Here is a 24543-nt window from a genome sequence, read left to right as displayed (position 1 = left end):
ATCAATCATTTTGCGAGGGCTTTATGGCTCGTACTACAGCAATTAACCGCTACCGTAACATTGGTATCTGTGCCCACGTTGACGCGGGCAAGACCACCACTACCGAGCGGATCCTGTTCTATACAGGCCTGAGCCACAAGATGGGCGAGGTGCACGACGGCGCCGCGACCACCGACTGGATGGTGCAGGAGCAGGAGCGGGGTATCACCATTACCTCCGCTGCCGTTACCACCTTCTGGAAAGGTTCTGTTGGTCAGTATGACAACTACCGCGTAAACGTCATCGATACCCCCGGCCACGTCGACTTCACCATTGAAGTAGAGCGTTCGCTGCGTGTACTCGACGGCGCGGTCGTTGTGTTCTGCGGTACCTCCGGCGTTGAGCCTCAGTCCGAAACCGTATGGCGTCAGGCCAACAAATATGGCGTTCCACGTGTTGTTTACGTGAACAAGATGGACCGTGCCGGTGCAAACTTCCTGCGCGTCGTAGGTCAGATCAAGAACCGTCTGGGTCACACCCCGGTTCCTGTTCAGCTGGCCATCGGTTCGGAAGATAACTTCCAGGGTCAGGTCGACCTGATCAAGATGAAGGCTATCTACTGGAACGACGACGACAAAGGCACCACCTATCGCGAGGAAGAAATTCCTGCCGATATGCTGGAGCTGGCTGAAGAGTGGCGCTCCAACATGGTTGAGGCGGCTGCCGAGGCCAGCGAAGAGCTGATGAACAAGTACCTGGAAGGCGAAGAGCTGACCGTCGACGAAATCAAAGCCGGTCTGCGCGCGCGCACCCTGGCCAGCGAAATCGTACCGGCCGTCTGCGGTTCGTCGTTCAAGAACAAGGGCGTTCCCCTGGTTCTCGACGCCGTCATCGACTACCTGCCTGCTCCGACCGAGATTCCTGCAATCCAGGGTATCAACCCGGACGACAAGGATCTGGACAAAGACGATCCGGCTGTTCGTAAAGACGAGCGTCACGCTGACGACGACGAGCCGTTCTCGGCTCTGGCGTTCAAGATCGCGACTGACCCGTTCGTGGGTACTCTGACCTTCGTTCGCGTCTACTCGGGTGTTCTGACCTCCGGTGACTCCGTCATCAACTCGGTCAAGGGCAAGAAAGAGCGCGTTGGTCGTATGGTGCAGATGCACGCCAACCAGCGTGAAGAGATCAAGGAAGTACGCGCTGGCGACATCGCGGCCCTGATCGGCATGAAGGACGTGACCACAGGCGAAACCCTGTGCAACGCTGACAAGCCAATCATCCTTGAGCGTATGGACTTCCCTGAGCCGGTTATTTCGCTCTCCGTAGAGCCGAAAACCAAGGCTGACCAGGAGAAGATGGGTATCGCTCTGGGCAAGCTGGCCCAGGAAGACCCGTCGTTCCGCGTCAAGACCGACGAAGAGACTGGTCAGACCATCATCTCGGGCATGGGTGAGTTGCACCTGGATATCCTCGTTGACCGCATGAAGCGCGAGTTCAACGTCGAAGCCAACATCGGTAAGCCTCAGGTTTCGTACCGCGAGAAGATCACCAAGTCCAACGTCGAGATCGAAGGCAAGTTCGTTCGTCAGTCGGGCGGTCGTGGTCAGTTCGGTCACTGCTGGATCCGTTTCTCGGAGCCGGACGTCGACGAGAAAGGCAACATCACCGAAGGTCTGGTGTTCACCAACGAAGTCGTTGGTGGTGTGATTCCTAAGGAATTCATCGCCCCGATCCAGAAGGGTATCGAAGAGCAGATGAAAAACGGCGTTGTTGCCGGCTATCCGCTGCTCGGCCTGAAGGCTACGGTATTCGACGGTTCGTACCACGACGTCGACTCCAACGAAATGGCGTTCAAGATCGCCGCTTCGATGGCGACCAAGCAACTGGCCCAGAAGGGTGGTGGCGTGGTGCTTGAGCCGATCATGAAGGTCGAAGTTGTAACTCCGGAAGACTACCTGGGTGACGTGATGGGTGACCTGAGCCGTCGTCGCGGGATGATCCAGGGTAATGAAGACTCGGTGTCCGGCAAGGTAATCACTGCTGAGGTACCGCTCGGAGAGATGTTCGGTTATGCGACCGACGTTCGTTCCATGTCTCAGGGTCGCGCAAGCTACTCCATGGAATTCTCCAAATACGCCGAAGCTCCGTCGAACATCGTCGAAGCACTCGTTAAAAAACAAGGCTAATCCCCTTTAGGCAAGAGGTTCACTGTCGTGGCTAAAGAAAAATTTGATCGTTCCCTTCCCCACGTTAACGTCGGCACTATCGGCCACGTTGACCACGGTAAGACCACTCTGACCGCAGCTCTGACTCGCGTCTGCTCCGAAGTTTTCGGTTCGGCAGTCGTTGAGTTCGACAAGATCGACTCGGCTCCGGAAGAAAAAGCGCGCGGTATCACCATCAACACCGCTCACGTCGAGTACAACTCGAACATTCGTCACTACGCTCACGTCGACTGCCCAGGTCACGCTGACTACGTGAAGAACATGATCACCGGTGCTGCCCAGATGGACGGCGCGATCCTGGTTTGCTCGGCCGCTGATGGCCCGATGCCACAAACCCGTGAGCACATCCTGCTGTCCCGTCAGGTTGGCGTTCCGTACATCGTGGTCTTCCTGAACAAGGCTGACCTGGTAGACGACGCTGAGCTGCTGGAACTGGTCGAGATGGAAGTTCGCGACCTGCTGTCCACCTATGACTTCCCAGGCGACGACACTCCGATCATCATCGGTTCGGCTCGTATGGCGCTGGAAGGCAAAGACGACAACGAGATGGGCACCACTGCCGTCAAGAAGCTGGTTGAAACTCTGGACAGCTACATCCCAGAGCCAGAGCGTGCTATCGACAAGCCGTTCCTGATGCCAATCGAAGACGTATTCTCGATCTCGGGTCGTGGTACCGTTGTTACCGGTCGTATCGAGCGTGGTATCGTCCGCGTTCAGGATCCGCTGGAAATCGTTGGTCTGCGTGACACCACCACCACCACCTGCACCGGTGTTGAGATGTTCCGCAAGCTGCTGGACGAAGGTCGTGCTGGCGAGAACTGCGGCGTTCTGCTGCGTGGTACCAAGCGTGACGACGTTGAGCGTGGCCAGGTTCTGGTCAAGCCAGGTTCGGTCAAGCCGCACACCAAGTTCACCGCAGAAGTCTACGTCCTGTCGAAGGAAGAAGGCGGCCGTCACACTCCGTTCTTCAAAGGCTACCGTCCTCAGTTCTACTTCCGTACCACTGACGTGACCGGTAACTGCGAACTGCCGGAAGGCGTTGAAATGGTAATGCCAGGTGACAACATTCAGATGACTGTCACGCTGATCAAGACCATCGCAATGGAAGACGGTCTGCGCTTCGCTATCCGTGAAGGCGGTCGTACCGTCGGCGCCGGCGTCGTAGCCAAAATCATCGAGTAATCACTCGATCGATTGAAAAAACCCCCGCTCAGCGGGGGTTTTTTTTATTGGGTTGACACTAAATTGAGCCGTCTATAGAATCACGCCTCCTTTTAGCGGGCGTAGTGCGTCCGTTGGGAACAGCCTGGAGTCTGAAATCCAATGCAAAATCAGCAAATCCGTATCAGGTTGAAGGCTTTCGACCATCGCCTGATCGACCAATCCACCCAGGAAATCGTGGAAACCGCGAAACGTACTGGTGCACAAGTGCGTGGTCCAATTCCACTGCCTACCCGCAAAGAGCGTTTCACCGTTCTGGTCTCCCCGCACGTCAACAAAGACGCGCGTGACCAGTACGAGATTCGCACTCATAAGCGCGTTCTGGACATCGTCCAGCCAACGGATAAAACCGTTGATGCGCTGATGAAGCTTGATCTCGCGGCAGGTGTGGAAGTGCAGATCAGCCTCGGCTAAGACTTCGGTCTTGTCCGTGTAACGCTCTGAAATGGGCGGCCATAGCGGGTGAAAGCCCCGTACACTCATGAGGTTACAACATGACTATTGGTGTAGTCGGTCGTAAATGCGGTATGACCCGCGTTTTCACCGAAGAAGGTGTCTCCATTCCGGTCACGGTCATTGAGATCGAGCCGAATCGCGTCACCCAGTTCAAGACTGAAGAAACCGATGGCTACCGTGCAGTGCAAGTCACTGTCGGCGAGCGTCGTGCTTCGCGTGTGACTGCTGCTCAAGCAGGTCACTTCGCTAAAGCGAACGTTGCCGCTGGTCGCGGTGTCTGGGAGTTCCGCCTTGAAGAAGGCGAGTTCCAGGCTGGCGACTCGATCAAAGCTGAACTCTTCACTGCAGGCCAGCTGGTAGACGTTACTGGTCAGTCCAAAGGTAAAGGCTTCGCCGGTACCATCAAGCGCTGGAACTTCCGTGGTCAGGACAACACCCACGGTAACTCCGTGTCGCACCGTGTCCCAGGCTCCATCGGCCAGTGCCAGACTCCTGGTCGTGTGTTCAAGGGCAAGAAAATGTCCGGCCACATGGGCGCCGAGCGCGTGACTGTTCAGTCCCTGGAAGTAGTACGCGTAGACGCTGAACGCAACCTGCTGCTGATCAAGGGTGCCGTTCCTGGCGCTACTGGCGGCGACGTGGTTGTACGTCCGGCTGTCAAGGCTCGCGGTTAAGGGGAAACTGACATGCAACTTAATGTAAATGACGCTCAGGCGATCGAAGTTTCCGAACTGACTTTCGGTGGCGAATTCAACGAGACGCTGGTTCACCAAGCAGTCGTGGCCTACATGGCCGGCGGCCGTCAGGGCACCAAGCAGCAAAAGACCCGTTCCGACGTGGCTGGTGGCGGTAAGCGCCCATGGCGTCAGAAGGGTACTGGCCGTGCTCGTGCTGGTACCACTCGTGGTCCGATCTGGCGTGGCGGTGGTGTTACCTTCGCAGCTCGCCCTCAAGATCACTCGCAAAAGCTCAACAAGAAGATGTATCGCGCAGCACTGCGCTCCATCCTCGCTGAGCTGGTGCGTAGCGACCGTCTGGTCGTGGTTCAGGACTTCGCTGTTGAAGCACCGAAAACCAAAGATCTGCTGAACAAGCTGAACGGCATGGGTCTGAGCGACGTTCTGATCGTTTCGGACGCTGTTGATCAGAACCTGTACCTGGCTGCTCGCAACCTGCCGCACGTCGATGTACGTGACGTTCAAGGTTCCGACCCGGTCAGTCTGATCGCATACGAGAAAGTGTTGATCACTGTCTCGGCCGTGAAGAAATTCGAGGAGCTGCTGGGATGAACCAGGAACGCGTATTCAAAGTCCTCCTTGGCCCGCACGTTTCCGAGAAGGCTACCGTTCTGGCTGAGAAGAAAGGCCAGTTCGTATTCAAGGTTGCTACCGACGCAACCAAGCTGGAAATCAAGAAAGCTGTCGAAGGCCTGTTCAACGTAAAAGTTGAAAACGTGTCGACCGTTAACGTTCTGGGTAAAACCAAGCGTACCGCACGTGGTCTGGGCAAGCGTAATGACTGGAAGAAGGCAATTGTCTCCCTTCAGCCAGGCCAAGATCTCGATTTCAGCAGCAGTGCTGAGTAAGGAAGGGGTGCATCATGGCAATCGTTAAATGCAAACCGACTTCCCCTGGCCGCCGTTTCGTGGTCAAGGTGGTCAACAAGGAGCTCCATAAAGGCGCTCCTCACGCACCGCTGCTCGAGAAGAAATCGAAGTCTGGTGGTCGTAACAACAATGGCCGCATTACCACTCGTCACGTTGGTGGTGGTCACAAGCAGCATTACCGTCTGGTCGACTTCCGTCGCAACGACAAAGATGGCATCCCAGCCACTGTCGAGCGTATCGAATACGATCCAAACCGTACTGCTCACATCGCCCTGCTGTGCTACGCAGACGGTGAGCGTCGCTACATCATCGCCCCTAAAGGCGTGAGCGCTGGCGACCAGCTGATCGCAGGTGCCCTGGCCCCAATCAAGGCCGGTAACTCCCTGCAGCTGCGCAACATCCCAGTAGGTAGCACCATTCACGGCGTCGAACTGAAGCCGGGTAAAGGTGCTCAGATCGCTCGTTCCGCTGGTGCTTCGGCTCAGCTGATCGCTCGTGACGGCGTCTACGTGACTCTGCGTCTGCGCTCCGGTGAGATGCGTAAAGTACTGGCTGAGTGCCGTGCGACCCTGGGCGAAGTCTCGAACTCCGAGCACAGCCTGCGTTCGCTGGGTAAAGCTGGTGCCAAACGCTGGCGCGGCGTTCGCCCAACCGTTCGTGGTGTTGCCATGAACCCGGTTGACCACCCGCATGGTGGTGGTGAAGGTCGTACCTCTGGTGGTCGTCATCCGGTATCGCCATGGGGCTTCCCAACCAAGGGTGCTAAAACCCGTGGTAATAAGCGTACCGACAACATGATCGTCCGTCGTCGCAAGTAACTAGAGGGATACGACAGTGCCACGTTCTCTGAAAAAAGGTCCTTTTATCGATCTTCACCTGTTGAAGAAGGTCGAAGTGGCGGTGGAGAAGAACGATCGCAAGCCAGTTAAAACCTGGTCGCGTCGCTCGATGATCCTGCCACAAATGGTCGGTCTGACCATCGCGGTTCATAACGGTCGCCAACATGTCCCAGTTCTCGTGAACGAAGACATGGTCGGCCACAAACTGGGCGAGTTCGCCGGTACCCGCACCTATCGCGGGCACGTGGCTGACAAGAAAGCCAAGCGTTAAGGGGTAAGGAAATGGAAGTAGCCGCTAAGTTGTCGGGCGCTCGCATCTCCGCCCAGAAAGCCCGCTTGGTCGCCGACCAGATCCGCGGGAAGAAGGTGGGCGAAGCGCTCAACCTGTTGGCCTTCAGCAGCAAAAAAGCCGCTGAAATCATGAAGAAAGTCCTCGAGTCGGCCGTTGCCAACGCCGAACACAACGAAGGCGCAGACGTTGATGACCTGAAGGTCTCCACCGTCTTCGTCAACGAAGGGCGTTCGCTGAAGCGCATCATGCCACGTGCCAAAGGCCGTGCTGATCGCATCGTCAAGCGGTCTTGCCATATCACTGTCAAGGTTGCGGACAAGTAACGGAGTCGATCAGATGGGTCAGAAAGTACATCCCACTGGCATTCGCCTGGGAATCGTCAAGGAGCACACCTCCGTCTGGTACGCAGACGGTGCTACTTACGCAGATTACCTGTTGAAGGATCTGAAAACACGTGAGTACCTCCAAGACAAACTAAAAAGCGCGTCCGTAAGCCGTATCGATATTCATCGTCCGGCTCAAACTGCACGCATCACCATCCACACTGCTCGTCCCGGTATCGTTATCGGTAAGAAAGGTGAGGATGTCGAGAAGCTGCGTCAGGACCTGACCAAGCAGATGGGTGTGCCTGTGCACATCAACATCGAAGAGATCCGCAAGCCGGAGCTCGACGCTATGCTGGTTGCGCAGAGCGTAGCTCAGCAGCTGGAACGCCGCGTAATGTTCCGTCGCGCCATGAAGCGCGCCGTACAGAACGCCATGCGTATTGGTGCCAAGGGCATCAAGATCCAGGTGAGCGGTCGTCTCGGCGGCGCCGAGATTGCTCGTACCGAGTGGTATCGCGAAGGTCGTGTGCCTCTGCACACCCTGCGTGCCGATATCGACTACAACACCTACGAAGCTCACACCACTTATGGTGTGATCGGTGTGAAGGTTTGGATCTTCAAAGGCGAAGTTATTGGTGGTCGCCAAGAAGAACTGAAACCACAAGCACCAGCGCCTCGTAAAAAAGCTGCTAAGTAAGGGGTACGCCAAATGTTGCAACCAAAGCGTACAAAATTCCGCAAGCAGATGACTGGCCACAACCGTGGTCTGGCACTGCGCGGTAGCAAAGTCAGCTTCGGCGAATTCGCCCTGAAAGCTGTTGCTCGCGGTCGCCTCACCGCCCGCCAGATCGAGTCGGCACGTCGTGCTCTGACCCGTCACGTTAAACGTGGCGGCAAGATCTGGATCCGTGTGTTCCCGGACAAGCCGATCTCCAAGAAGCCTCTCGAGGTTCGTATGGGTAAAGGTAAGGGCTCCGTGGAATACTGGGTTGCCCAGATCCAGCCAGGCAAAGTCCTGTACGAGATCGAGGGTGTTTCTGAAGAGCTGGCGCGCGAAGCTTTCGCCCTGGCTGCTGCAAAGCTGCCTCTCGCCACCTCCTTTGTTAAGCGGACGGTGATGTGATGAAAGCGAATGAACTTCGTGAAAAATCGGCACAGCAGCTGAACGAGCAACTGCTCGGCTTGCTGCGCGACCAGTTCAATCTGCGCATGCAGAAAGCAACTGGCCAGTTGGGGCAGTCGCACCTGCTCTCGCAAGTTAAGCGTGACATCGCTCGCGTGAAAACTGTGCTCAACCAGCAGGCAGGTAAGTGATCATGGCTGAAGCTGAAAAAACCGTCCGTACGCTGACTGGCCGTGTCGTCAGCGACAAAATGGACAAGACCATCACCGTTCTGATCGAGCGTCGCGTAAAGCACCCGATCTACGGTAAATACGTTAAGCGTTCGACTAAGCTGCACGCGCACGACGAAACCAACCAGTGCAAGATCGGCGACAAAGTTTCGATTACCGAAACCCGTCCGCTGGCCAAGACCAAGTCCTGGGCACTGGTTGAAGTCCTCGAACGCGCTGTTGAAGTCTAAGGGCTAGGGGTCGGAGAAATTTTATGATTCAGACTCAATCCATGCTCGATGTGGCCGATAACAGCGGCGCTCGTCGCGTCATGTGCATCAAGGTACTCGGCGGTTCGCACCGTCGTTACGCTGGCATCGGTGACATCATCAAAGTAACCGTCAAGGAAGCAATTCCGCGCGGTAAGGTCAAAAAAGGCCAGGTGATGACCGCTGTTGTCGTCCGTACCCGTCACGGTGTGCGTCGCGCTGACGGTTCCATCATTCGTTTCGACGGCAACGCTGCTGTTCTGCTGAACAACAAGCAAGAGCCGATCGGCACTCGCATCTTCGGGCCAGTGACCCGTGAACTTCGTACTGAGAAGTTCATGAAGATCGTCTCGCTCGCCCCTGAAGTGCTGTAAGGAGATCCGACATGCAAAAGATTCGTCGTGACGACGAGATCATCGTGATCGCCGGCAAAGACAAAGGTAAGCGCGGTAAGGTGCTGAAGGTTCTTGCTGATGACCGTCTGGTTATCGGTGGTGTGAACCTGGTCAAGCGTCATACCAAGCCTAACCCGATGGCGGGCGTTCAGGGCGGTATCGTCGAGAAAGAAGCGCCTCTGCACGCTTCCAACGTTGCCATCTTCAACGGCGAAACCAACAAGGCTGACCGCGTTGGTTTCAAAGTAGAAGACGGTAAGAAAATTCGTGTCTTCAAGTCGACCCAAAAAGCGGTTGATGCTTGAACACTGCTAGGTAGAAGACCATGGCACGACTGAAAGAGATTTACCGGAACGAAATCGCTCCCAAGCTTAAGGAAGAACTTAAGCTGTCGAACGTGATGGAAGTTCCGCGCGTTACCAAAATCACCCTGAACATGGGTCTGGGCGAAGCGATCGGCGACAAAAAAGTCATCGAGCACGCTGTTGCCGACCTGGAAAAGATCACCGGTCAAAAGCCGGTCGTGACTTTCGCTCGTAAATCCATCGCGGGCTTCAAAGTCCGTGAAGGATGGCCGATCGGCGTCAAGGTGACCCTGCGTAGCGACAAGATGTACGAATTCCTGGACCGCCTGCTGGCGATCTCCCTGCCTCGGGTTCGCGACTTCCGCGGCCTGAATGCCAAGTCCTTCGATGGCCGTGGCAACTACAGCATGGGCGTGAAAGAGCAGATCATCTTCCCGGAAATCGATTACGACAAGATCGATGCTCTGCGCGGTTTGGACATCACCCTGACCACCACTGCTCGTTCGGATGACGAAGGCCGCGCTCTGCTGCGTGCTTTCAAATTCCCGTTCCGCAACTGATTGGAGTAGGAAAATGGCCAAGAAGAGCATGAAAAACCGCGAGCTGAAGCGTCAGCTCACGGTAGCCAAGTTCGCCAAAAAGCGTGCTGAGCTGAAAGCGACCATCGTCAACCTGAACGCCTCTCCTGAAGAGCGTTTCGCTGCCGTTGTCGCTCTGCAGAAGCAGCCACGTGATGCCAGCGCTGCGCGTCTGCGCAACCGTTGCCGCCTGACCGGTCGTCCTCACGGTGTATACCGTAAGTTCGGCCTGGGCCGTAACATGCTGCGTCAAGCGGCAATGCGTGGTGACGTACCAGGTCTGGTCAAGGCCTCCTGGTAATCGCTGCAGGTGTGATCCCGGCGGAAGGGGAGCAATCTTCCGACCGCCGGTGACCTCGCCAACAAACAAGCCCCTATATGGGGCTTGTTTCGTTTCTGCCTTGTGTCTAGAATGACCGGCTCACCTGAGCCTGGGTTTTTTACCCAACCCGCTCGGGTGGTTGTGATAGCCGCAAGGCTAATAATTCTTGTATCAGGAGCATCTAGCCCATGAGTATGCAGGACCCGTTAGCGGACATGCTAACTCGCATCCGTAATGCCCAGATGGCTGAAAAGTCCGTCGTGAGCATGCCTTCCTCTACGCTGAAGGTTGCGGTTGCCAAAGTTCTGAAGGATGAAGGTTACATCGCTGGCTACCAAGTCAGTGGCGAAGCCAAGCCCTCCCTGTCGATCGAACTGAAGTACTTCGAAGGCCGTCCGGTCATCGAGGAACTGAAGCGCTCCAGCCGTCCAGGCCTGCGCCAGTACAAGGCCGTCACCGATCTGCCGAAAGTACGTGGCGGTCTGGGCGTGTCTATTGTCTCCACCAACAAAGGTGTGATGACTGATCGCGCTGCGCGCGCTGCCGGCGTCGGCGGCGAAGTTCTCTGCACAGTGTTCTAAGGGGGGATAGACATGTCTCGCGTCGCTAAGAACCCCGTTAAGCTGCCATCTGGTGTCGAAGTCAAATTCGCCGGCCAGCAGCTTTCGGTGAAGGGTGCCAAAGGCACTCTCGAACTGAACGTTCACTCGTCTGTTGAAGTTACCGAAGAGTCTGGTGAGCTGCGTTTCGTCGCTCGCAATGGTGACCAGCAAGCTCGCGCCATGGCCGGTACTACCCGCGCTCTGGTCAACAACATGGTCCAAGGCGTAAGCCAAGGCTTCGAGCGTAAGCTCCAGCTGGTCGGTGTTGGTTACAAGGCTCAGGCCAAGGGCACCGTCCTGAACCTGGCCCTGGGCTTCTCGCACCCAGTGGACTACGAACTGCCAGCCGGTATCACCGCTGAAACACCTAGCCAGACCGACATCCTGATCAAGGGTATCGACAAGCAGCTGGTAGGTCAGGTGGCCGCTGAAATCCGCGACTTCCGTCCGCCAGAGCCTTACAAAGGTAAAGGTGTGCGTTACGCGGACGAAGTAGTCCGTCGTAAAGAAGCCAAGAAGAAGTAGGGCCTAGCAAATGACCGACAAAAAAGTTACTCGACTGCGTCGCGCTCGCAAAGCACGTCTCAAGATGCACGAACTCGAAGTCGTGCGCCTGTGCGTGTTCCGCTCCTCGCAGCACATCTATGCCCAGGTCATTTCGGCCGACGGCAGCAAGGTTCTGGCAAGCGCCTCGACCTTGGACAAAGACCTGCGTGATGGCGCCACTGGCAACATCGACGCGGCCACTAAGGTTGGCAAGCTGGTAGCTGAGCGTGCGAAAGCCGCCGGTGTATCTCAAGTTGCCTTTGACCGTTCCGGCTTCAAGTACCATGGCCGCGTCAAAGCGCTGGCTGATGCTGCTCGTGAAGGCGGGCTGGAGTTCTAAGTTATGGCAAATAACGATCAAAAGCGCGACGAAGGCTACATCGAGAAGCTGGTTCAAGTTAACCGCGTTGCCAAGACCGTAAAAGGCGGCCGTATCTTCACCTTCACCGCGTTGACCGTGGTAGGTGATGGTAAAGGTCGTGTTGGCTTCGGCCGTGGCAAGTCGCGCGAAGTACCAGCCGCGATCCAGAAAGCCATGGAAGCTGCTCGTCGCAATATGATCCAGGTTGACCTGAAGGGCACTACCCTGCAGTACGCCACCAAGGCTGCCCACGGCGCCTCGAAGGTTTACATGCAGCCTGCTTCGGAAGGTACCGGTATCATCGCCGGCGGCGCAATGCGTGCTGTCCTGGAAGTTGCTGGTGTTCAGAACGTTCTGGCCAAGTGCTACGGTTCGACCAACCCAGTGAACGTGGTTTACGCCACTTTCAAGGGTCTGAAAGCCATGCAATCTCCTGAATCCATTGCTGCCAAGCGCGGCAAGAGCGTCGAGGAGATCTTCTGATCATGGCAACCGTTAAAGTAACGCTGATCAAGAGCGTCTCGGGCCGTATTCCTAACCACAAACTGTGCGTTAAGGGTCTGGGTCTGCGTCGCATCGGTCACACTGTAGAAGTCCAGGATACTCCCGAGAATCGCGGGATGATCAACAAGGCTTACTACATGCTGCGCGTCGAGGGTTAATCGATGAAACTCAATGATCTGAGTCCAGCGCCGGGTTCCCGTCGCGAAAAACATCGTCCGGGTCGTGGTATCGGTAGCGGTCTGGGTAAGACCGGCGGCCGTGGCCACAAAGGTCAGACCTCCCGTTCGGGTGGTTCGATCGCTCCGGGCTTCGAAGGCGGTCAACAGCCGCTGCACCGTCGTCTGCCGAAATTCGGCTTCGTTTCGCTGAAAGCCATGGACCGCGCAGAAGTGCGTCTGTCCGAGCTGGCCAAAGTGGAAGGCGACGTGATCTCCGTGCAATCCCTGAAGGATGCCAACGTGATCAACCAGCACATTCAGCGTGTGAAAATCATGCTGTCTGGCGAAGTTACTCGCGCAGTCACCATCAAGGGCATCGCAGCCACCAAGGGTGCGCGTGCGGCTATCGAAGCAGCTGGCGGCAAATTCGAGGAATAAATGGCTAAGCAAGGTGCTCTCTCTTCGCTCGGTAAGGGCGGGATGTCGGAACTCTGGGCTCGTCTGCGCTTTCTGTTCATGGCGATCATCGTCTATCGGATAGGTGCGCATATCCCGGTTCCAGGCATCAATCCGGACCGTTTGGCGGATCTGTTTCGGCAGAATGAGGGGACCATTCTTAGCTTGTTCAACATGTTTTCCGGTGGTGCGCTTGAGCGCATGAGCATCTTTGCACTGGGGATCATGCCGTACATTTCGGCATCGATCATCATGCAGCTGATGACGGCGGTCAGCCCGCAACTGGAGCAGTTGAAGAAGGAAGGTGAAGCTGGCCGTCGCAAGATCAGCCAGTACACCCGCTACGGCACCGTTATTCTGGCGCTGGTCCAAGCCATTGGCATGTCCATTGGCCTGGCCAACCAGGGCGTGGCGTTTTCTGCCGGTCTAGGCTTCCATGTCGTCGCGGTTTCCACGTTTGTGGCAGGCGCGATGTTCATGATGTGGCTGGGCGAGCAGATCACTGAGCGCGGTGTGGGCAACGGTATCTCGATGTTGATCTTCGCGGGTATCGTTGCCGGTCTTCCGAGAGCAATCGGGCAGTCTTTCGAGTCTGCGCGCACAGGCGATATCAACATTTTCGCCCTGGTCGCTATCGGTTTGCTGGCAGTAGCGATTATCGGTTTCGTGGTGTTCATTGAGCGTGGTCAGCGTCGTATCGCCGTTCACTACGCCAAGCGTCAGCAGGGCCGCAAGGTCTTCGCTGCGCAGACCAGCCACTTGCCGTTGAAGGTGAACATGGCAGGGGTTATCCCGGCCATTTTCGCCAGCAGCATTTTGCTGTTCCCGGCTTCGCTGGGTGCCTGGTTCGGTCAGTCCGAAGGTATGGGCTGGCTGCAGGACATCTCGCAGTCGATCGCTCCTGGTCAGCCGTTGAACATTTTGCTGTTTAGTGCAGGGATCATTTTCTTCTGCTTCTTCTACACAGCGTTGATGTTCAATCCGAAAGACGTAGCGGAAAACCTGAAGAAGTCCGGTGCCTTTATTCCGGGTATCCGTCCTGGTGAGCAGTCGGCGCGCTACATTGATGGCGTTCTGACCCGTTTGACCATGTTCGGTGCTCTATACATGATGGCCGTCTGCCTTCTGCCCCAGTTCCTGGTGGTGGCAGCAAATGTGCCGTTCTACCTTGGCGGGACCTCGTTGCTGATTGTGGTAGTGGTTGTGATGGACTTCATGTCCCAAGTACAATCGCACCTCGTTTCGCACCAGTACGAATCCCTGATGAAGAAAGCCAACCTGAAAGGCTACGGTGGCAGCGGTTTGCTGCGCTGATACGCCCCTAAGGTTCGAGGAGTCGGTAATGAAAGTTCGTGCATCGGTGAAAAAGCTGTGCCGTAACTGCAAGATCATCCGTCGCGAAGGCGTCGTACGAGTGATCTGCAGCGCGGAACCGCGTCACAAACAGCGCCAAGGCTGATTGTGATCGTCGCTTCAAACCCAGCAGCTAGTGTGCTGCTGGGTTGATTATTCGTTTCTACAGCGATATTATCTCGCGCCCTATTTCTTGGCTTCCGGGGCGTAGGTAGCTGTCAATTGGAGTCCCACTGAATGGCCCGTATTGCAGGCGTCAACATTCCAGATAACAAGCATACTGTTATCTCGCTGACCTACATCTATGGTGTCGGTCGCACAACTGCGCAGAAGATCTGTGCAGACGCTGGTGTAAACCCAGCCGCTAAGATCAAGGATCTGAGCGACGAGCAAATCGAAACCCTGCGTGGCGAAGTCGCGAAGTTCACCACCGAAGGTGACCTGCGTCGTGACATCAACATGAAGATCAAGCGCTTGATGGACCTGGGTTGCTACCGCGGCCTGCGTCATCGTAAAGGTCTGCCGGTTCGCGGTCAGCGCACCAAGACCAACGCACGCACCCGTAAGGGCCCGCGTAAGCCGATCCGCAAGTAACCGCCCAGGAATATAGACATGGCAAAACCTGCTGCTCGTCCTCGTAAGAAAGTCAAAAAGACAGTGGTTGATGGCATCGCCCACATCCACGCTTCTTTTAACAACACCATCGTGACCATCACCGACCGTCAGGGCAATGCTTTGTCCTGGGCGACCTCCGGTGGTTCGGGTTTCCGTGGTTCGCGCAAATCCACCCCGTTCGCAGCTCAGATTGCTGCTGAGCGTGCTGGTCAAGCTGCGCTGGAATACGGTCTGAAGAACCTCGACGTTAACGTCAAGGGTCCAGGTCCAGGTCGTGAGTCCGCCGTTCGTGCATTGAACAGCTGCGGCTACAAGATCGCCAGCATCACCGACGTGACGCCAATCCCGCATAACGGGTGCCGTCCGCCGAAGAAGCGTCGCGTGTAATCAGGAGACAGAAGAATGGCACGTTACATTGGTCCAAAATGCAAACTGTCTCGTCGTGAAGGCACCGATCTGTTCCTGAAGAGCGGCGTTCGCGCTCTGGAATCGAAGTGCAACATCGAAGCAGCCCCAGGTATCCACGGCCAGCGCCGTGGCCGTCAGTCCGACTACGGTACCCAGCTGCGCGAGAAACAAAAAGTCCGTCGTATCTACGGTGTTCTGGAGCGTCAGTTCCGCGGTTACTACCAAGCTGCTGCCTCGAAAAAAGGCGCAACCGGTGAGAACCTGCTGCAACTGCTCGAGTGCCGTCTGGATAACGTCGTTTACCGTATGGGCTTCGGCTCGACTCGTTCCGAGTCCCGTCAGCTGGTTTCGCACAAAGCGATCAGCGTCAACGGTAAGACTGTAAACATTCCATCCTACCAAGTTCGTCCGGGTGACGTGGTCGCGGTTCGCGAGAAGTCGCTGAGCCAGCTGCGCATTGTTCAAGCCCTTGAACTGTGCGCCCAGCGTGGCCGCGTTGAGTGGGTTGATGTGGATGCTGCTAAAAAGTCGGGCGTTTTCAAGAACGTTCCTGCTCGCAGCGACCTGTCCGCCGACATCAACGAGAACCTGATTGTCGAGCTCTACTCCAAGTAAGGGCTAGAAAATAGGTGCATCCATGCAGATTTCGGTAAATGAGTTCCTGACTCCCCGCCACATTGATGTGCAGGTAGTCAGTCCGACCCGCGCCAAGATCACGCTCGAGCCTCTCGAGCGTGGCTTCGGCCATACCCTGGGCAACGCGCTGCGCCGCATCCTGTTGTCCTCCATGCCTGGCTGTGCAGTAGTCGAGGCCGAGATCGATGGCGTACTCCATGAGTACTCCGCGATCGAAGGTGTTCAGGAAGACGTCATTGAAATCCTGTTGAACCTGAAAGGCCTGGCTATCAAACTGCACGGTCGTGACGAAGTTACGCTGACCTTGTCGAAAAAGGGTTCGGGGGTGGTTACCGCTGCCGATATTCAGCTGGATCACGATGTCGAGATCGTCAACCCCGATCACGTAATCGCGAACCTGGCGTCGAATGGCGCCCTGAACATGAAGCTCACCGTAGCTCGTGGTCGTGGTTACGAGCCGGCCGACTCCCGTCAGACCGACGAAGACGAAAGCCGTAGCATTGGCCGTCTGCAGTTGGACGCTTCGTTCAGCCCGGTGCGTCGTATCGCCTATGTGGTCGAAAACGCCCGTGTTGAACAGCGTACCAACTTGGACAAGCTGGTCATTGATCTGGAAACCAACGGCACCCTGGATCCTGAAGAGGCTATCCGCCGCGCTGCGACCATCCTGCAACAGCAGCTGGCCGCGTTCGTCGACCTCAAAGGTGACAGTGAGCCGGTTGTTGTCGAGCAGGAAGACGAGATCGATCCGATCCTGCTGCGTCCGGTTGACGACCTGGAACTGACTGTACGTTCGGCCAACTGCCTCAAGGCGGAGAACATCTACTACATCGGCGACCTGATTCAGCGTACCGAAGTAGAGCTGTTGAAGACTCCTAACCTGGGCAAGAAGTCCCTGACTGAAATCAAGGACGTCCTGGCCTCTCGTGGTCTGTCTCTCGGCATGCGCCTCGACAACTGGCCGCCTGCAAGTCTTAAGAAAGACGACAAGGCGACCGCCTGATCGTCGTAATCACCGAACGTAGTGTTTGGTAAGGAATGAATCATGCGTCATCGTAAAAGTGGACGTCACCTGAGCCGTACCAGCTCTCACCGCAAAGCTATGTTCCAGAACATGGCAGTGTCGCTGATCGAGCACGAGCTGATCAAAACCACCCTGCCGAAAGCCAAGGAACTGCGCCGCGTTGCCGAGCCGCTGATCACCCTGGCCAAGGAAGACAGCGTTGCTAACCGTCGTCTGGCCTTCGACCGTACCCGTTCGAAGTCCGCTGTTGGCAAACTGTTCAACGATCTGGGCAAGCGTTACGCCACCCGTCAGGGCGGCTACCTGCGCATCCTGAAGTGCGGTTTCCGCGCTGGCGACAACGCGCCTATGGCGTACGTCGAGCTGGTTGATCGTCCAGTCGGTGGTGCTGTAGAAGCTGCCGAGTAAGACGTTCTGTCTGCTACAAAAAACCGGGCCTAGTGCCCGGTTTTTTGTTTCTGCACGTATTGTTAATTTCTATTGATACAAGTCATGTAATGAATTTGTCCTGAAACAACCGCTCGTCAATACTCCTATCCAAGCCGATTAGCCGGCACTTCAAGACCGATAAGGAGAGCCCATGAGCAAGATTCTCACCACCGCCAGCGGTGCACCTGTAGCTGACAACCAGAATTCCCGCTCTGCCGGCCCCCGCGGCCCGCTGCTGCTCGACGATTTCCACCTGATCGAGAAGCTTGCCCACTTCAACCGCGAAAACATCCCCGAGCGTCGTGTTCACGCCAAGGGTTCGGGCGCCTATGGCACGTTTACCGTCACCCGCGATATCACCGAGCTCACCAGCGCCAAGCTGTTCGAGCAGGTCGGCAAACAGACTGAAACCTTCCTGCGTTTCTCCACCGTCGGTGGCGAACGGGGTTCGGCCGACACCGAGCGTGACCCGCGAGGTTTTGCGCTGAAGTTCTATACCGAGGAAGGCAACTGGGACATCGTTGGCAATAACACCCCGGTGTTCTTCATCCGTGACCCGCTCAAGTTCCCGGACTTTATCCACACCCAGAAGCGCCACCCGCAATCCAACCTGAAGAACGCCCAGATGATGTGGGACTTCTGGTCGCACTCACCCGAGGCACTGCACCAGGTCACCATCCTGTTCTCCGACCGCGGCATTCCGGACGGCTATCGTCACATGCACGGCTTCGGCAGCCACACCTACAGCCTGATCAGCGCTGCAGGCGAGCGCACCTGGGTCAAATGGCACTTCAAGACCCAGCAAGGCATCAAGAACCTCGCCCCAGCCGACGCTGCACGCCTGGCCGGCACAGACCCGGACTACGCCCAGCGCGACCTGTTCGAGGCCATCGAGCGTGGCGACTACCCGCGCTGGACCGTGTGCATTCAGGTGATGAGTGAAGCCGAGGCGGCCAGCCGCGACGAGAACCCGTTCGACGTGACCAAGACCTGGTCGCAAAAGGACTACCCATTGATCGAAGTGGGTGTGCTGGAGCTCAACCGCAACCCGCTCAACTACTTCGCCGAAGTCGAGCAGGCCGCTTTTGGCCCTAGCAACATGGTCCCTGGTGTAGGGCTGTCGCCAGACCGCATGCTGCAAGGCCGCGTGTTTGCCTACGCTGATGCGCACCGCTACCGAGTGGGTACCAACCATCAGCATCTGCCGGTCAATGCACCGCGCTGCCCAGTCAACAGCTACCAGCGTGACGGTTCGATGGCCACCGGCAGTTACGGCAGCGCGCCGAACTACGAGCCCAACAGTTACGCCGATGCACCCAAGCAGTCGCCACGCCATGCCGAGCCTGCACTGGCCCTCAATGGTTCGGCTGATCGCTACGATCACCGCGAGGACAACGACTACTACAGCCACGCCGGTGCGTTGTTCCGCCTGATGAACGAACAGCAGAAGGCCTTGCTGATCAGTAACATCGCCGGTGCCATGGCAGGGGTGAGCGAGGATGTGATCCAGCGCCAGCTCCAGTACTTCTACAAGGCTGACGCCGCCTACGGCGAAGGCATTGCCAAGGCGTTGGGCGTGAACCTCGCTTAACTCGAAGTGATAAGAAGAACCGCCCTCATTTGGGCGGTTTTTCAATGAATATCACTACTGTTTAGCCGATTTTTTGCCTGTTATTGCGCGTTTATCCGTGACCGCGAGCAAAACCTGGTTCACACTATGTCCATTGATGTTTTCACATGGAGATGCAGGGCGATGCAAGGTCACCCGGACGTAATCAACTACCTCGTCACGTTGCTGAAGGGCGAACTGGCAGCACGCGACCAGTACTTCATTCACTCGCGTATGTATGAAGACTGGGGCCTGTCCAAGCTCTACGAGCGTATCAACCACGAGATGGAAGAAGAGACGCAGCACGCCGATGCGCTGATGCGCCGCATCCTCATGCTCGAAGGCACCCCCGACATGCGTGCCGATGACCTCGAAGTGGGCAGCACCGTGCCGGAAATGATCGAGGCTGACCTCAAGCTCGAATACAAGGTGCGTGCCGCGCTGTGCAAAGGCATTGAGCTGTGCGAGCTGCACAAGGACTACATCAGCCGCGACATCCTGCGCGCCCAGCTGGCTGACACCGAAGAAGATCACACCTACTGGCTGGAGAAGCAGCAGGGCCTGATCAAGGTGATCGGCCTGGAGAACTACCTGCAGTCGCAGATGTAAGTTATCCACAGCCCACGAAAAAGCCCCTGGCACCTACGGTACCAGGGGCTTTTTTATGCACAGGCGGATCAGGCCCGGTCACGCTCCAACAGCGGCTTGAGGTAATGCCCGGTGTAGGACTGCTTCATCTTGGCCAGCTCTTCCGGCGTACCGCTGGCAATGATCTGCCCACCCTTGGAGCCACCCTCCGGCCCCAGGTCCACCAGCCAGTCGGCCGTCTTGATCACGTCCAGGTTGTGCTCGATCACCACCACGGTGTTGCCGTGGTCGCGCAGGCGGTGCAGCACATCGAGCAACTGCTGGATATCGGCGAAGTGCAGGCCGGTGGTCGGCTCGTCGAGGATGTACAGGGTCTTGCCGGTGTCGCGCTTGGACAGCTCGCGCGACAGCTTAACCCGCTGCGCCTCACCGCCGGACAAGGTCGTCGCCGACTGCCCCAGCTTGATGTATGACAGGCCCACGTCCATCAGCGTTTGCAGCTTGCGCGCCAGCGCCGGCACCGCATCGAAGAACTCGCGGGCATCCTCGATGGTCATTTCCAGCACCTCGTGGATGTTCTTGCCCTTGTACTTGATCTCCAGGGTTTCGCGGTTATAGCGCTTGCTCTTGCACACATCGCACGGCACGTAGATGTCTGGCAGGAAGTGCATCTCGACCTTGATCAGGCCGTCACCCTGGCACGCCTCGCAACGCCCCCCCTTGACGTTGAACGAGAAGCGACCGGGGCCATAGCCGCGCGAGCGCGACTCGGGCACGCCCGAGAACAGTTCACGGATAGGCGTGAAGATACCGGTGTAGGTTGCCGGGTTGGAGCGCGGTGTGCGGCCAATCGGGCTCTGGTCGATATCGACTACCTTGTCCAGGTGCTGCATGCCGTCCATGCTGCTGTGCGGCGCGGCTTCCAGGCTGCTGGCACCGTTCAGCGCGGTCGCGGCGAGCGGGTACAAGGTGTTGTTGATCAGCGTCGACTTGCCCGAACCCGATACCCCTGTCACGCAGGTCAGCAGGCCGATCGGGATTTCCAGGTCGACGTTCTGCAGGTTGTTGCCGCGGGCACCTTTGAGTTTCAGCGAGAGCTTCTTGTCGCGCGGTGTGCGTTTGGCTGGCACGGCGATCTTCTTGCGCCCGGACAGGTATTTGCCAGTCAGCGAGTCAGGGTGCGCCATGACCTCTTCAGGCGTGCCCTCGGCGACGATCTGGCCGCCATGCACCCCGGCCCCCGGACCGATGTCCACCACGTAGTCAGCCAGGCGGATAGCGTCCTCGTCGTGCTCTACCACGATCACCGTGTTGCCAAGGTCGCGCAGGTGGTTGAGGGTGGCCAGCAGGCGGTCGTTGTCGCGTTGATGAAGACCGATGGACGGTTCGTCGAGGATGTACATCACCCCGACCAGGCCCGCGCCGATCTGGCTGGCAAGGCGGATGCGCTGGGCTTCACCGCCCGACAGGGTGTCGGCGCTGCGGTCCAGTGTCAGGTAGTCCAGGCCGACGTTGACCAGAAATTGCAGGCGCTCGCAGATTTCCTTGAGGATCTTCGAAGCAATTTCGCCTCGGCGCCCCGTCAGGGTCAGCTCGCCGAAGTAGTTGCTGGCTTCACCGATGGGCAGGTTGGTAACTGCCGGCAGGGTTTTCTCGCCAACCCACACGTGGCGGGCCTCGCGCCGCAGGCGAGTACCGCGGCAGTCGGGGCAGGGCTGGGTGCCGAGCAGCTTGGCCAGCTCTTCACGCACGGTGGCCGATTCGGTCTCGCGGTAGCGCCGCTCCAGGTTCGGCACGATGCCCTCGAACGGGTGCGAGCGTTTGACGATGTCGCCCCGGTCGTTGAGGTACTTGAAGTCCACGCTCTGCTTGCCGCTGCCTTGCAGGATCACCTTCTGGTGCTCGGCCGACAGCTCGCCGAACGGCGCCTCCAGGCTGAACCCGTAATGCGCGGACAGCGAGCCGAGCATTTGGAAGTAATAGACGTTGCGCCGGTCCCAGCCACGTATCGCGCCCTCGGCCAAGGTCAGCTCGGCATTGACCAGGCGCTTGGTGTCGAAGAACTGCTTGACCCCCAGGCCGTCACAGGTCGGGCAGGCACCGGCCGGGTTGTTGAACGAGAACAGCTTGGGTTCCAGCTCGCTGATCGCATGGCCGCAGACCGGGCAGGCGAAGCGGGCGGAGAAGATCATCTCTTCGCCTTCCTCATCGTCCATCGGCGCCACCAGGGCGATGCCGTCGGCCAGCTTGAGCGCAGTCTCGAACGACTCGGCCAGGCGCTGCTGCAGGTCGGCGCGGACCTTGAAGCGGTCTACCACCACATCGATGCTGTGCTTCTTCTGCTTGTCCAGCTTGGGCAGTTCATCGAGCTCGTAGAGCTTGCCGTTGACCCGTGCGCGGACGAAGCCTTGGGCGCGCAGCTCGTCGAACACCGCCAGGTGCTCGCCCTTGCGCTCGCGGATTACCGGGGCCAGCAGCATCAGCTTGCTGCCTTCAGGGCGCTCCAGTACCAGGTCGACCATCTGGCTGATGGTCTGCGCTTCCAGCGGGATGTCGTGGTCCGGGCAGCGCGGGGTGCCGACGCGGGCATAAAGCAGGCGCAGGTAGTCGTAGATCTCGGTGATCGTGCCCACGGTAGAGCGCGGGTTGTGCGACGTCGACTTCTGCTCGATGGAGATGGCCGGGGAGAGCCCTTCAATGGTGTCGACGTCGGGCTTTTCCATCATCGACAGGAACTGCCGGGCATAGGCCGACAGGGATTCGACATAGCGGCGCTGGCCTTCGGCGTACAGCGTGTCGAACGCCAGTGAGGACTTGCCGGATCCGGACAGGCCGGTGATCACGATCAGCTTGTCCCGCGGCAGGGTCAGGTCGATGTTCTTCAGGTTGTGGGTACGTGCCCCACGAATCAGGATCTTGTCCACTGCGGCCTCGCTCGGCGGGCATAAACAAGGAAGTATACGGCGCGCTGCCATTACGCGGCAAAGCGTCGCGTATATGCCGTCTAGCTGTCGGACTGATAGAATCGCCGCCGGTTCACACGAGGTTAATCCATGCACGACACCCACAACGAGCGCATGAGTGGCAGCGAAACCCGCGCCGCAAGCGGCCTGGCCCTGGTCTTTGCCTTTCGTATGCTGGGCATGTTCATGGTCTTGCCGGTGCTGGCCACCTACGGCATGGACCTGGCTGGCGCCACGCCCGCGCTGATCGGCCTGGCCATTGGCGCCTATGGCCTGACCCAGGCGGTACTGCAGATCCCGTTCGGCATGGTGTCCGACCGCATCGGGCGGCGTCCGGTGATCTACCTGGGGCTGGTGATCTTCGCCTTGGGCAGCATTTTGGCGGCCCAGGCCGACTCTATCTGGGGCGTGATCGCCGGGCGCATTCTGCAGGGCGCGGGGGCGATTTCTGCGGCGGTCATGGCGCTGCTGTCCGACCTTACCCGCGAGCAACACCGCACCAAGGCCATGGCCATGATCGGCATGAGCATCGGCCTGTCATTCGCCGTCGCCATGGTCGTCGGGCCACTGTTGACCAGTGCCTTCGGCTTGTCAGGATTGTTCCTCGCCACGGCGGGGCTTGCCTTGGTCGGTATCCTGCTGATTGCCTTCGTCGTACCCAATTCCCACAGCACCCTGCAGCACCGCGAGTCGGGTGTCGCGCGCCAGGCACTCGGCCCGACCCTGCGCCATGCGGACCTTCTGCGCCTGGACGTCGGTATCTTCATCCTGCATGCCATTCTCATGGCCAGCTTCGTCGCCCTGCCTTTGGCCTTCGTCGAACGGGGCGGCCTGCCGAAGGAAGAACACTGGTGGGTGTACCTGACCGCGCTGTTCATCTCATTTTTTGCAATGGTGCCGTTCATCATCTACGGCGAGAAGAAGCGCAAGATGAAACGCGTGCTGGCCGGAGCGGTCAGTGTGTTGCTGCTGGTGGAGGTGTTCTTCTGGCAGTGGGCTGACAACTTGCGCGGACTGGTGATTGGCACCGTGGTATTCTTTACTGCATTCAACCTGCTGGAAGCCTCGCTGCCTTCGCTGGTGAGCAAGGTGTCGCCTGCGGGTGGCAAGGGAACGGCGATGGGGGTGTATTCCACCAGCCAGTTCCTGGGCGCCGCCCTAGGCGGAATCCTCGGTGGCTGGTTGTTCCAGCACGGTGGGCTGAACATGGTGTTTCTGGGTTGTGCGGCGCTGTGTGCCGTGTGGCTGGTCGTTGCCTTGCGCATGAACGAGCCGCCGTATGTGACCAGCCTGCGCATGCCGTTGACGCCCGAGGCAGTCCGGGAAGCCGGGTTGACCGAACGCCTGATGGCCGTGCCGGGTGTAACCGACGCCGTTGTGGTGGCAGAAGAAGCCGCCATCTATATCAAACTGGATACGAAAATTTTGGACCGTACGACCCTCGAGCGTCTGGTGAACCCAGCCTCTTCGGCGTGCGAAGCCTAGGAGAACGTTATGGCCCGTGGGGTTAACAAAGTCATTCTGGTCGGCACCTGTGGCCAGGATCCCGAAGTCCGCTACCTGCCCAACGGTAACGCCGTGACCAACCTGAGCCTGGCTACCAGCGAGCAGTGGACCGACAAGCAGTCGGGCCAGAAGGTCGAGCGTACCGAGTGGCACCGTGTGTCGATGTTCGGCAAGGTTGCCGAAATTGCCGGCGAATACCTGCGCAAGGGTTCGCAGGTGTACATCGAAGGCAAGCTGCAGACCCGCGAGTGGGAAAAAGACGGCATCAAGCGTTACACCACCGAAATCATCGTCGACATGCAGGGCACCATGCAGCTGCTGGGCGGCCGTCCGCAGAACCAGCAAGGTGGCGGCGACCAGTACAACCAGGGTGGTGGCAACAACTACAACCAGGGTGGCCAGCAGCAACAATACAACCAGGCGCCACCACGTCAGCAGGCCCAGCGCCCGCAACAGGCTCCTCAGCGCCCAGCGCCGCAGCAGCCAGCGCCGCAGCCGGCGGCTGACTTTGACAGCTTTGATGACGATATTCCGTTCTGATCAGCGCGGTTAGGCGTCACGCTACATCGAAAGCCCAGGGCATTTGCCCTGGGTTTTTTTATGTGCGAGGAAACTTCACGGGCGCAAATGAAAGGTA

At 57.9% G+C, this 24543-nt stretch carries 35 protein-coding genes; 34 read left to right on the top strand and 1 reads right to left on the bottom strand.

The features are described 5' to 3' along the window. Positions 1 to 23: 23 nt before the first annotated feature. The 32 genes from fusA (at position 24) to bfr (ending at position 19458) form a co-directional block, all read left to right on the top strand. The gene (gene fusA, locus HU770_RS22025) at positions 24 to 2168 is read left to right on the top strand and encodes an elongation factor G (RefSeq protein WP_033703490.1); all 2145 of its coding nucleotides are present in this window, start codon (positions 24 to 26) and stop codon (positions 2166 to 2168) included. Between the two features lie 27 nt (positions 2169 to 2195). Continuing rightward, complete coding sequence (gene tuf / locus HU770_RS22020) at positions 2196 to 3389, top strand: elongation factor Tu (protein ID WP_028614144.1); 1194 nt, start codon at positions 2196 to 2198, stop codon at positions 3387 to 3389. 141 nt (positions 3390 to 3530) lie between these two features. Further along, a complete protein-coding gene (rpsJ, locus tag HU770_RS22015) occupies positions 3531 to 3842 on the top strand; it encodes a 30S ribosomal protein S10 (protein WP_003186070.1) in 312 nt (103 codons plus the stop codon). A gap of 80 nt (positions 3843 to 3922) precedes the next feature. After that, complete coding sequence (rplC, locus tag HU770_RS22010) at positions 3923 to 4558, top strand: 50S ribosomal protein L3 (protein ID WP_027594871.1); 636 nt, start codon at positions 3923 to 3925, stop codon at positions 4556 to 4558. A 12-nt stretch (positions 4559 to 4570) separates the two neighbouring features. Further along, the gene (gene rplD / locus HU770_RS22005; protein ID WP_003255485.1) at positions 4571 to 5173 is read left to right on the top strand and encodes a 50S ribosomal protein L4; all 603 of its coding nucleotides are present in this window, start codon (positions 4571 to 4573) and stop codon (positions 5171 to 5173) included. Next, positions 5170 to 5469 carry a 50S ribosomal protein L23 gene (rplW, locus tag HU770_RS22000; protein WP_003255484.1) on the top strand — a complete coding sequence of 100 codons (300 nt, stop codon included), beginning with the start codon at positions 5170 to 5172 and terminating at the stop codon, positions 5467 to 5469. Before rplD ends, rplW begins: the two co-directional genes overlap by 4 nt. A gap of 14 nt (positions 5470 to 5483) precedes the next feature. Beyond that, positions 5484 to 6308: a 50S ribosomal protein L2 gene (gene rplB, locus HU770_RS21995; RefSeq protein ID WP_008089816.1), complete on the top strand. Its 825-nt coding sequence runs from the start codon at positions 5484 to 5486 to the stop codon at positions 6306 to 6308. A gap of 16 nt (positions 6309 to 6324) precedes the next feature. Next, the gene (gene rpsS / locus HU770_RS21990) at positions 6325 to 6600 is read left to right on the top strand and encodes a 30S ribosomal protein S19 (protein ID WP_003255482.1); all 276 of its coding nucleotides are present in this window, start codon (positions 6325 to 6327) and stop codon (positions 6598 to 6600) included. Between the two features lie 11 nt (positions 6601 to 6611). Further along, positions 6612 to 6944, top strand: coding sequence for a 50S ribosomal protein L22 (rplV, locus tag HU770_RS21985; RefSeq protein WP_003103908.1), 333 nt, complete (start codon positions 6612 to 6614; stop codon positions 6942 to 6944). A gap of 13 nt (positions 6945 to 6957) precedes the next feature. Further along, complete coding sequence (gene rpsC / locus HU770_RS21980) at positions 6958 to 7644, top strand: 30S ribosomal protein S3 (RefSeq protein WP_003255481.1); 687 nt, start codon at positions 6958 to 6960, stop codon at positions 7642 to 7644. A gap of 12 nt (positions 7645 to 7656) precedes the next feature. Further along, positions 7657 to 8070 (top strand): 50S ribosomal protein L16, encoded by a 414-nt coding sequence (gene rplP, locus HU770_RS21975; RefSeq protein ID WP_003255479.1) that lies wholly within the window; start codon positions 7657 to 7659, stop codon positions 8068 to 8070. After that, entirely contained in the window at positions 8070 to 8261 is a 192-nt protein-coding gene (gene rpmC / locus HU770_RS21970; protein WP_002555481.1) for a 50S ribosomal protein L29, read from the top strand. Before rplP ends, rpmC begins: the two co-directional genes overlap by 1 nt. 2 nt (positions 8262 to 8263) lie before the next feature. Then, the gene (rpsQ, locus tag HU770_RS21965) at positions 8264 to 8530 is read left to right on the top strand and encodes a 30S ribosomal protein S17 (RefSeq protein ID WP_023534981.1); all 267 of its coding nucleotides are present in this window, start codon (positions 8264 to 8266) and stop codon (positions 8528 to 8530) included. 23 nt (positions 8531 to 8553) lie between these two features. Beyond that, on the top strand, positions 8554 to 8922 hold the full coding sequence (rplN, locus tag HU770_RS21960) for a 50S ribosomal protein L14 (RefSeq protein WP_002555479.1): 369 nt from the start codon (positions 8554 to 8556) through the stop codon (positions 8920 to 8922). Between the two features lie 11 nt (positions 8923 to 8933). After that, complete coding sequence (rplX, locus tag HU770_RS21955; protein WP_003255476.1) at positions 8934 to 9248, top strand: 50S ribosomal protein L24; 315 nt, start codon at positions 8934 to 8936, stop codon at positions 9246 to 9248. Positions 9249 to 9268: 20 nt separating this feature from the next. Beyond that, the gene (rplE, locus tag HU770_RS21950; RefSeq protein ID WP_003255474.1) at positions 9269 to 9808 is read left to right on the top strand and encodes a 50S ribosomal protein L5; all 540 of its coding nucleotides are present in this window, start codon (positions 9269 to 9271) and stop codon (positions 9806 to 9808) included. Between the two features lie 13 nt (positions 9809 to 9821). Then, positions 9822 to 10127, top strand: coding sequence for a 30S ribosomal protein S14 (gene rpsN / locus HU770_RS21945; protein ID WP_012316516.1), 306 nt, complete (start codon positions 9822 to 9824; stop codon positions 10125 to 10127). Positions 10128 to 10336: 209 nt separating this feature from the next. Beyond that, the gene (gene rpsH / locus HU770_RS21940; RefSeq protein ID WP_027594873.1) at positions 10337 to 10729 is read left to right on the top strand and encodes a 30S ribosomal protein S8; all 393 of its coding nucleotides are present in this window, start codon (positions 10337 to 10339) and stop codon (positions 10727 to 10729) included. Positions 10730 to 10741: 12 nt separating this feature from the next. Continuing rightward, positions 10742 to 11275 carry a 50S ribosomal protein L6 gene (gene rplF / locus HU770_RS21935; RefSeq protein WP_003255469.1) on the top strand — a complete coding sequence of 178 codons (534 nt, stop codon included), beginning with the start codon at positions 10742 to 10744 and terminating at the stop codon, positions 11273 to 11275. A gap of 10 nt (positions 11276 to 11285) precedes the next feature. Beyond that, entirely contained in the window at positions 11286 to 11636 is a 351-nt protein-coding gene (gene rplR, locus HU770_RS21930; RefSeq protein ID WP_008089801.1) for a 50S ribosomal protein L18, read from the top strand. A gap of 3 nt (positions 11637 to 11639) precedes the next feature. Beyond that, positions 11640 to 12140, top strand: coding sequence for a 30S ribosomal protein S5 (rpsE, locus tag HU770_RS21925; protein WP_003255465.1), 501 nt, complete (start codon positions 11640 to 11642; stop codon positions 12138 to 12140). A 2-nt stretch (positions 12141 to 12142) separates the two neighbouring features. Further along, positions 12143 to 12319 carry a 50S ribosomal protein L30 gene (gene rpmD / locus HU770_RS21920; RefSeq protein ID WP_008089798.1) on the top strand — a complete coding sequence of 59 codons (177 nt, stop codon included), beginning with the start codon at positions 12143 to 12145 and terminating at the stop codon, positions 12317 to 12319. 3 nt (positions 12320 to 12322) lie between these two features. Further along, positions 12323 to 12757, top strand: coding sequence for a 50S ribosomal protein L15 (gene rplO / locus HU770_RS21915; RefSeq protein WP_003255461.1), 435 nt, complete (start codon positions 12323 to 12325; stop codon positions 12755 to 12757). After that, complete coding sequence (secY, locus tag HU770_RS21910) at positions 12758 to 14089, top strand: preprotein translocase subunit SecY (RefSeq protein WP_003255459.1); 1332 nt, start codon at positions 12758 to 12760, stop codon at positions 14087 to 14089. It begins immediately after the preceding gene. Positions 14090 to 14117: 28 nt separating this feature from the next. Then, a complete protein-coding gene (gene rpmJ / locus HU770_RS21905) occupies positions 14118 to 14234 on the top strand; it encodes a 50S ribosomal protein L36 (protein ID WP_002555468.1) in 117 nt (38 codons plus the stop codon). A 131-nt stretch (positions 14235 to 14365) separates the two neighbouring features. Continuing rightward, the gene (rpsM, locus tag HU770_RS21900) at positions 14366 to 14722 is read left to right on the top strand and encodes a 30S ribosomal protein S13 (RefSeq protein ID WP_003255457.1); all 357 of its coding nucleotides are present in this window, start codon (positions 14366 to 14368) and stop codon (positions 14720 to 14722) included. An 18-nt stretch (positions 14723 to 14740) separates the two neighbouring features. After that, positions 14741 to 15130, top strand: coding sequence for a 30S ribosomal protein S11 (gene rpsK / locus HU770_RS21895; protein ID WP_003255454.1), 390 nt, complete (start codon positions 14741 to 14743; stop codon positions 15128 to 15130). A gap of 15 nt (positions 15131 to 15145) precedes the next feature. Further along, positions 15146 to 15766 (top strand): 30S ribosomal protein S4, encoded by a 621-nt coding sequence (rpsD, locus tag HU770_RS21890; protein WP_009681977.1) that lies wholly within the window; start codon positions 15146 to 15148, stop codon positions 15764 to 15766. Between the two features lie 22 nt (positions 15767 to 15788). Then, the gene (gene rpoA, locus HU770_RS21885) at positions 15789 to 16790 is read left to right on the top strand and encodes a DNA-directed RNA polymerase subunit alpha (protein ID WP_003255452.1); all 1002 of its coding nucleotides are present in this window, start codon (positions 15789 to 15791) and stop codon (positions 16788 to 16790) included. A gap of 42 nt (positions 16791 to 16832) precedes the next feature. Continuing rightward, on the top strand, positions 16833 to 17219 hold the full coding sequence (gene rplQ / locus HU770_RS21880; RefSeq protein WP_003255451.1) for a 50S ribosomal protein L17: 387 nt from the start codon (positions 16833 to 16835) through the stop codon (positions 17217 to 17219). Between the two features lie 172 nt (positions 17220 to 17391). Next, the gene (locus tag HU770_RS21875; protein ID WP_186661306.1) at positions 17392 to 18831 is read left to right on the top strand and encodes a catalase; all 1440 of its coding nucleotides are present in this window, start codon (positions 17392 to 17394) and stop codon (positions 18829 to 18831) included. A gap of 162 nt (positions 18832 to 18993) precedes the next feature. Continuing rightward, positions 18994 to 19458 (top strand): bacterioferritin, encoded by a 465-nt coding sequence (bfr, locus tag HU770_RS21870; RefSeq protein WP_008089766.1) that lies wholly within the window; start codon positions 18994 to 18996, stop codon positions 19456 to 19458. 68 nt (positions 19459 to 19526) lie between these two features. Here the strand turns inward: bfr and uvrA are convergent, their stop codons facing one another. Then, positions 19527 to 22361: an excinuclease ABC subunit UvrA gene (uvrA, locus tag HU770_RS21865; RefSeq protein ID WP_186661303.1), complete on the bottom strand. Its 2835-nt coding sequence runs from the start codon at positions 22359 to 22361 to the stop codon at positions 19527 to 19529. Positions 22362 to 22490: 129 nt separating this feature from the next. Here uvrA and HU770_RS21860 point away from each other — a divergent pair, with 129 nt between their 5' ends. Beyond that, positions 22491 to 23885 (top strand): MFS transporter, encoded by a 1395-nt coding sequence (locus tag HU770_RS21860; protein ID WP_095065585.1) that lies wholly within the window; start codon positions 22491 to 22493, stop codon positions 23883 to 23885. Between the two features lie 9 nt (positions 23886 to 23894). After that, positions 23895 to 24446 carry a single-stranded DNA-binding protein gene (locus HU770_RS21855; RefSeq protein WP_033703483.1) on the top strand — a complete coding sequence of 184 codons (552 nt, stop codon included), beginning with the start codon at positions 23895 to 23897 and terminating at the stop codon, positions 24444 to 24446. Positions 24447 to 24543 lie beyond the last annotated feature (97 nt).

The sequence above is a fragment of the Pseudomonas sp. SWRI68 genome (assembly GCF_014269165.1).
Lineage (GTDB): Bacteria > Pseudomonadota > Gammaproteobacteria > Pseudomonadales > Pseudomonadaceae > Aquipseudomonas > Aquipseudomonas capeferrum.
The sequence above is the reverse complement of the archived record's forward strand: the minus strand, read 5'-3'. Positions and strand labels throughout refer to the sequence as shown.

Excerpts from the sequence above, each read along its gene's own strand:
- fusA (WP_033703490.1), top strand. The coding sequence starts at position 24 with ATGGCTCGTACTACAGCAATTAACCGCTACCGTAACATTGGTATCTGT.
- rpsJ (WP_003186070.1), top strand. The coding sequence starts at position 3,531 with ATGCAAAATCAGCAAATCCGTATCAGGTTGAAGGCTTTCGACCATCGC.
- rplC (WP_027594871.1), top strand. The coding sequence starts at position 3,923 with ATGACTATTGGTGTAGTCGGTCGTAAATGCGGTATGACCCGCGTTTTC.
- rplD (WP_003255485.1), top strand. The coding sequence starts at position 4,571 with ATGCAACTTAATGTAAATGACGCTCAGGCGATCGAAGTTTCCGAACTG.
- rplW (WP_003255484.1), top strand. The coding sequence starts at position 5,170 with ATGAACCAGGAACGCGTATTCAAAGTCCTCCTTGGCCCGCACGTTTCC.
- rplB (WP_008089816.1), top strand. The coding sequence starts at position 5,484 with ATGGCAATCGTTAAATGCAAACCGACTTCCCCTGGCCGCCGTTTCGTG.
- rplV (WP_003103908.1), top strand. The coding sequence starts at position 6,612 with ATGGAAGTAGCCGCTAAGTTGTCGGGCGCTCGCATCTCCGCCCAGAAA.
- rpsC (WP_003255481.1), top strand. The coding sequence starts at position 6,958 with ATGGGTCAGAAAGTACATCCCACTGGCATTCGCCTGGGAATCGTCAAG.
- rplP (WP_003255479.1), top strand. The coding sequence starts at position 7,657 with ATGTTGCAACCAAAGCGTACAAAATTCCGCAAGCAGATGACTGGCCAC.
- rpmC (WP_002555481.1), top strand. The coding sequence starts at position 8,070 with ATGAAAGCGAATGAACTTCGTGAAAAATCGGCACAGCAGCTGAACGAG.
- rpsQ (WP_023534981.1), top strand. The coding sequence starts at position 8,264 with ATGGCTGAAGCTGAAAAAACCGTCCGTACGCTGACTGGCCGTGTCGTC.
- rplN (WP_002555479.1), top strand. The coding sequence starts at position 8,554 with ATGATTCAGACTCAATCCATGCTCGATGTGGCCGATAACAGCGGCGCT.
- rplX (WP_003255476.1), top strand. The coding sequence starts at position 8,934 with ATGCAAAAGATTCGTCGTGACGACGAGATCATCGTGATCGCCGGCAAA.
- rplE (WP_003255474.1), top strand. The coding sequence starts at position 9,269 with ATGGCACGACTGAAAGAGATTTACCGGAACGAAATCGCTCCCAAGCTT.
- rpsN (WP_012316516.1), top strand. The coding sequence starts at position 9,822 with ATGGCCAAGAAGAGCATGAAAAACCGCGAGCTGAAGCGTCAGCTCACG.
- rpsH (WP_027594873.1), top strand. The coding sequence starts at position 10,337 with ATGAGTATGCAGGACCCGTTAGCGGACATGCTAACTCGCATCCGTAAT.
- rplF (WP_003255469.1), top strand. The coding sequence starts at position 10,742 with ATGTCTCGCGTCGCTAAGAACCCCGTTAAGCTGCCATCTGGTGTCGAA.
- rplR (WP_008089801.1), top strand. The coding sequence starts at position 11,286 with ATGACCGACAAAAAAGTTACTCGACTGCGTCGCGCTCGCAAAGCACGT.
- rpsE (WP_003255465.1), top strand. The coding sequence starts at position 11,640 with ATGGCAAATAACGATCAAAAGCGCGACGAAGGCTACATCGAGAAGCTG.
- rpmD (WP_008089798.1), top strand. The coding sequence starts at position 12,143 with ATGGCAACCGTTAAAGTAACGCTGATCAAGAGCGTCTCGGGCCGTATT.
- rplO (WP_003255461.1), top strand. The coding sequence starts at position 12,323 with ATGAAACTCAATGATCTGAGTCCAGCGCCGGGTTCCCGTCGCGAAAAA.
- secY (WP_003255459.1), top strand. The coding sequence starts at position 12,758 with ATGGCTAAGCAAGGTGCTCTCTCTTCGCTCGGTAAGGGCGGGATGTCG.
- rpmJ (WP_002555468.1), top strand. The coding sequence starts at position 14,118 with ATGAAAGTTCGTGCATCGGTGAAAAAGCTGTGCCGTAACTGCAAGATC.
- rpsM (WP_003255457.1), top strand. The coding sequence starts at position 14,366 with ATGGCCCGTATTGCAGGCGTCAACATTCCAGATAACAAGCATACTGTT.
- rpsK (WP_003255454.1), top strand. The coding sequence starts at position 14,741 with ATGGCAAAACCTGCTGCTCGTCCTCGTAAGAAAGTCAAAAAGACAGTG.
- rpsD (WP_009681977.1), top strand. The coding sequence starts at position 15,146 with ATGGCACGTTACATTGGTCCAAAATGCAAACTGTCTCGTCGTGAAGGC.
- rpoA (WP_003255452.1), top strand. The coding sequence starts at position 15,789 with ATGCAGATTTCGGTAAATGAGTTCCTGACTCCCCGCCACATTGATGTG.
- rplQ (WP_003255451.1), top strand. The coding sequence starts at position 16,833 with ATGCGTCATCGTAAAAGTGGACGTCACCTGAGCCGTACCAGCTCTCAC.
- HU770_RS21875 (WP_186661306.1), top strand. The coding sequence starts at position 17,392 with ATGAGCAAGATTCTCACCACCGCCAGCGGTGCACCTGTAGCTGACAAC.
- bfr (WP_008089766.1), top strand. The coding sequence starts at position 18,994 with ATGCAAGGTCACCCGGACGTAATCAACTACCTCGTCACGTTGCTGAAG.
- HU770_RS21860 (WP_095065585.1), top strand. The coding sequence starts at position 22,491 with ATGCACGACACCCACAACGAGCGCATGAGTGGCAGCGAAACCCGCGCC.
- HU770_RS21855 (WP_033703483.1), top strand. The coding sequence starts at position 23,895 with ATGGCCCGTGGGGTTAACAAAGTCATTCTGGTCGGCACCTGTGGCCAG.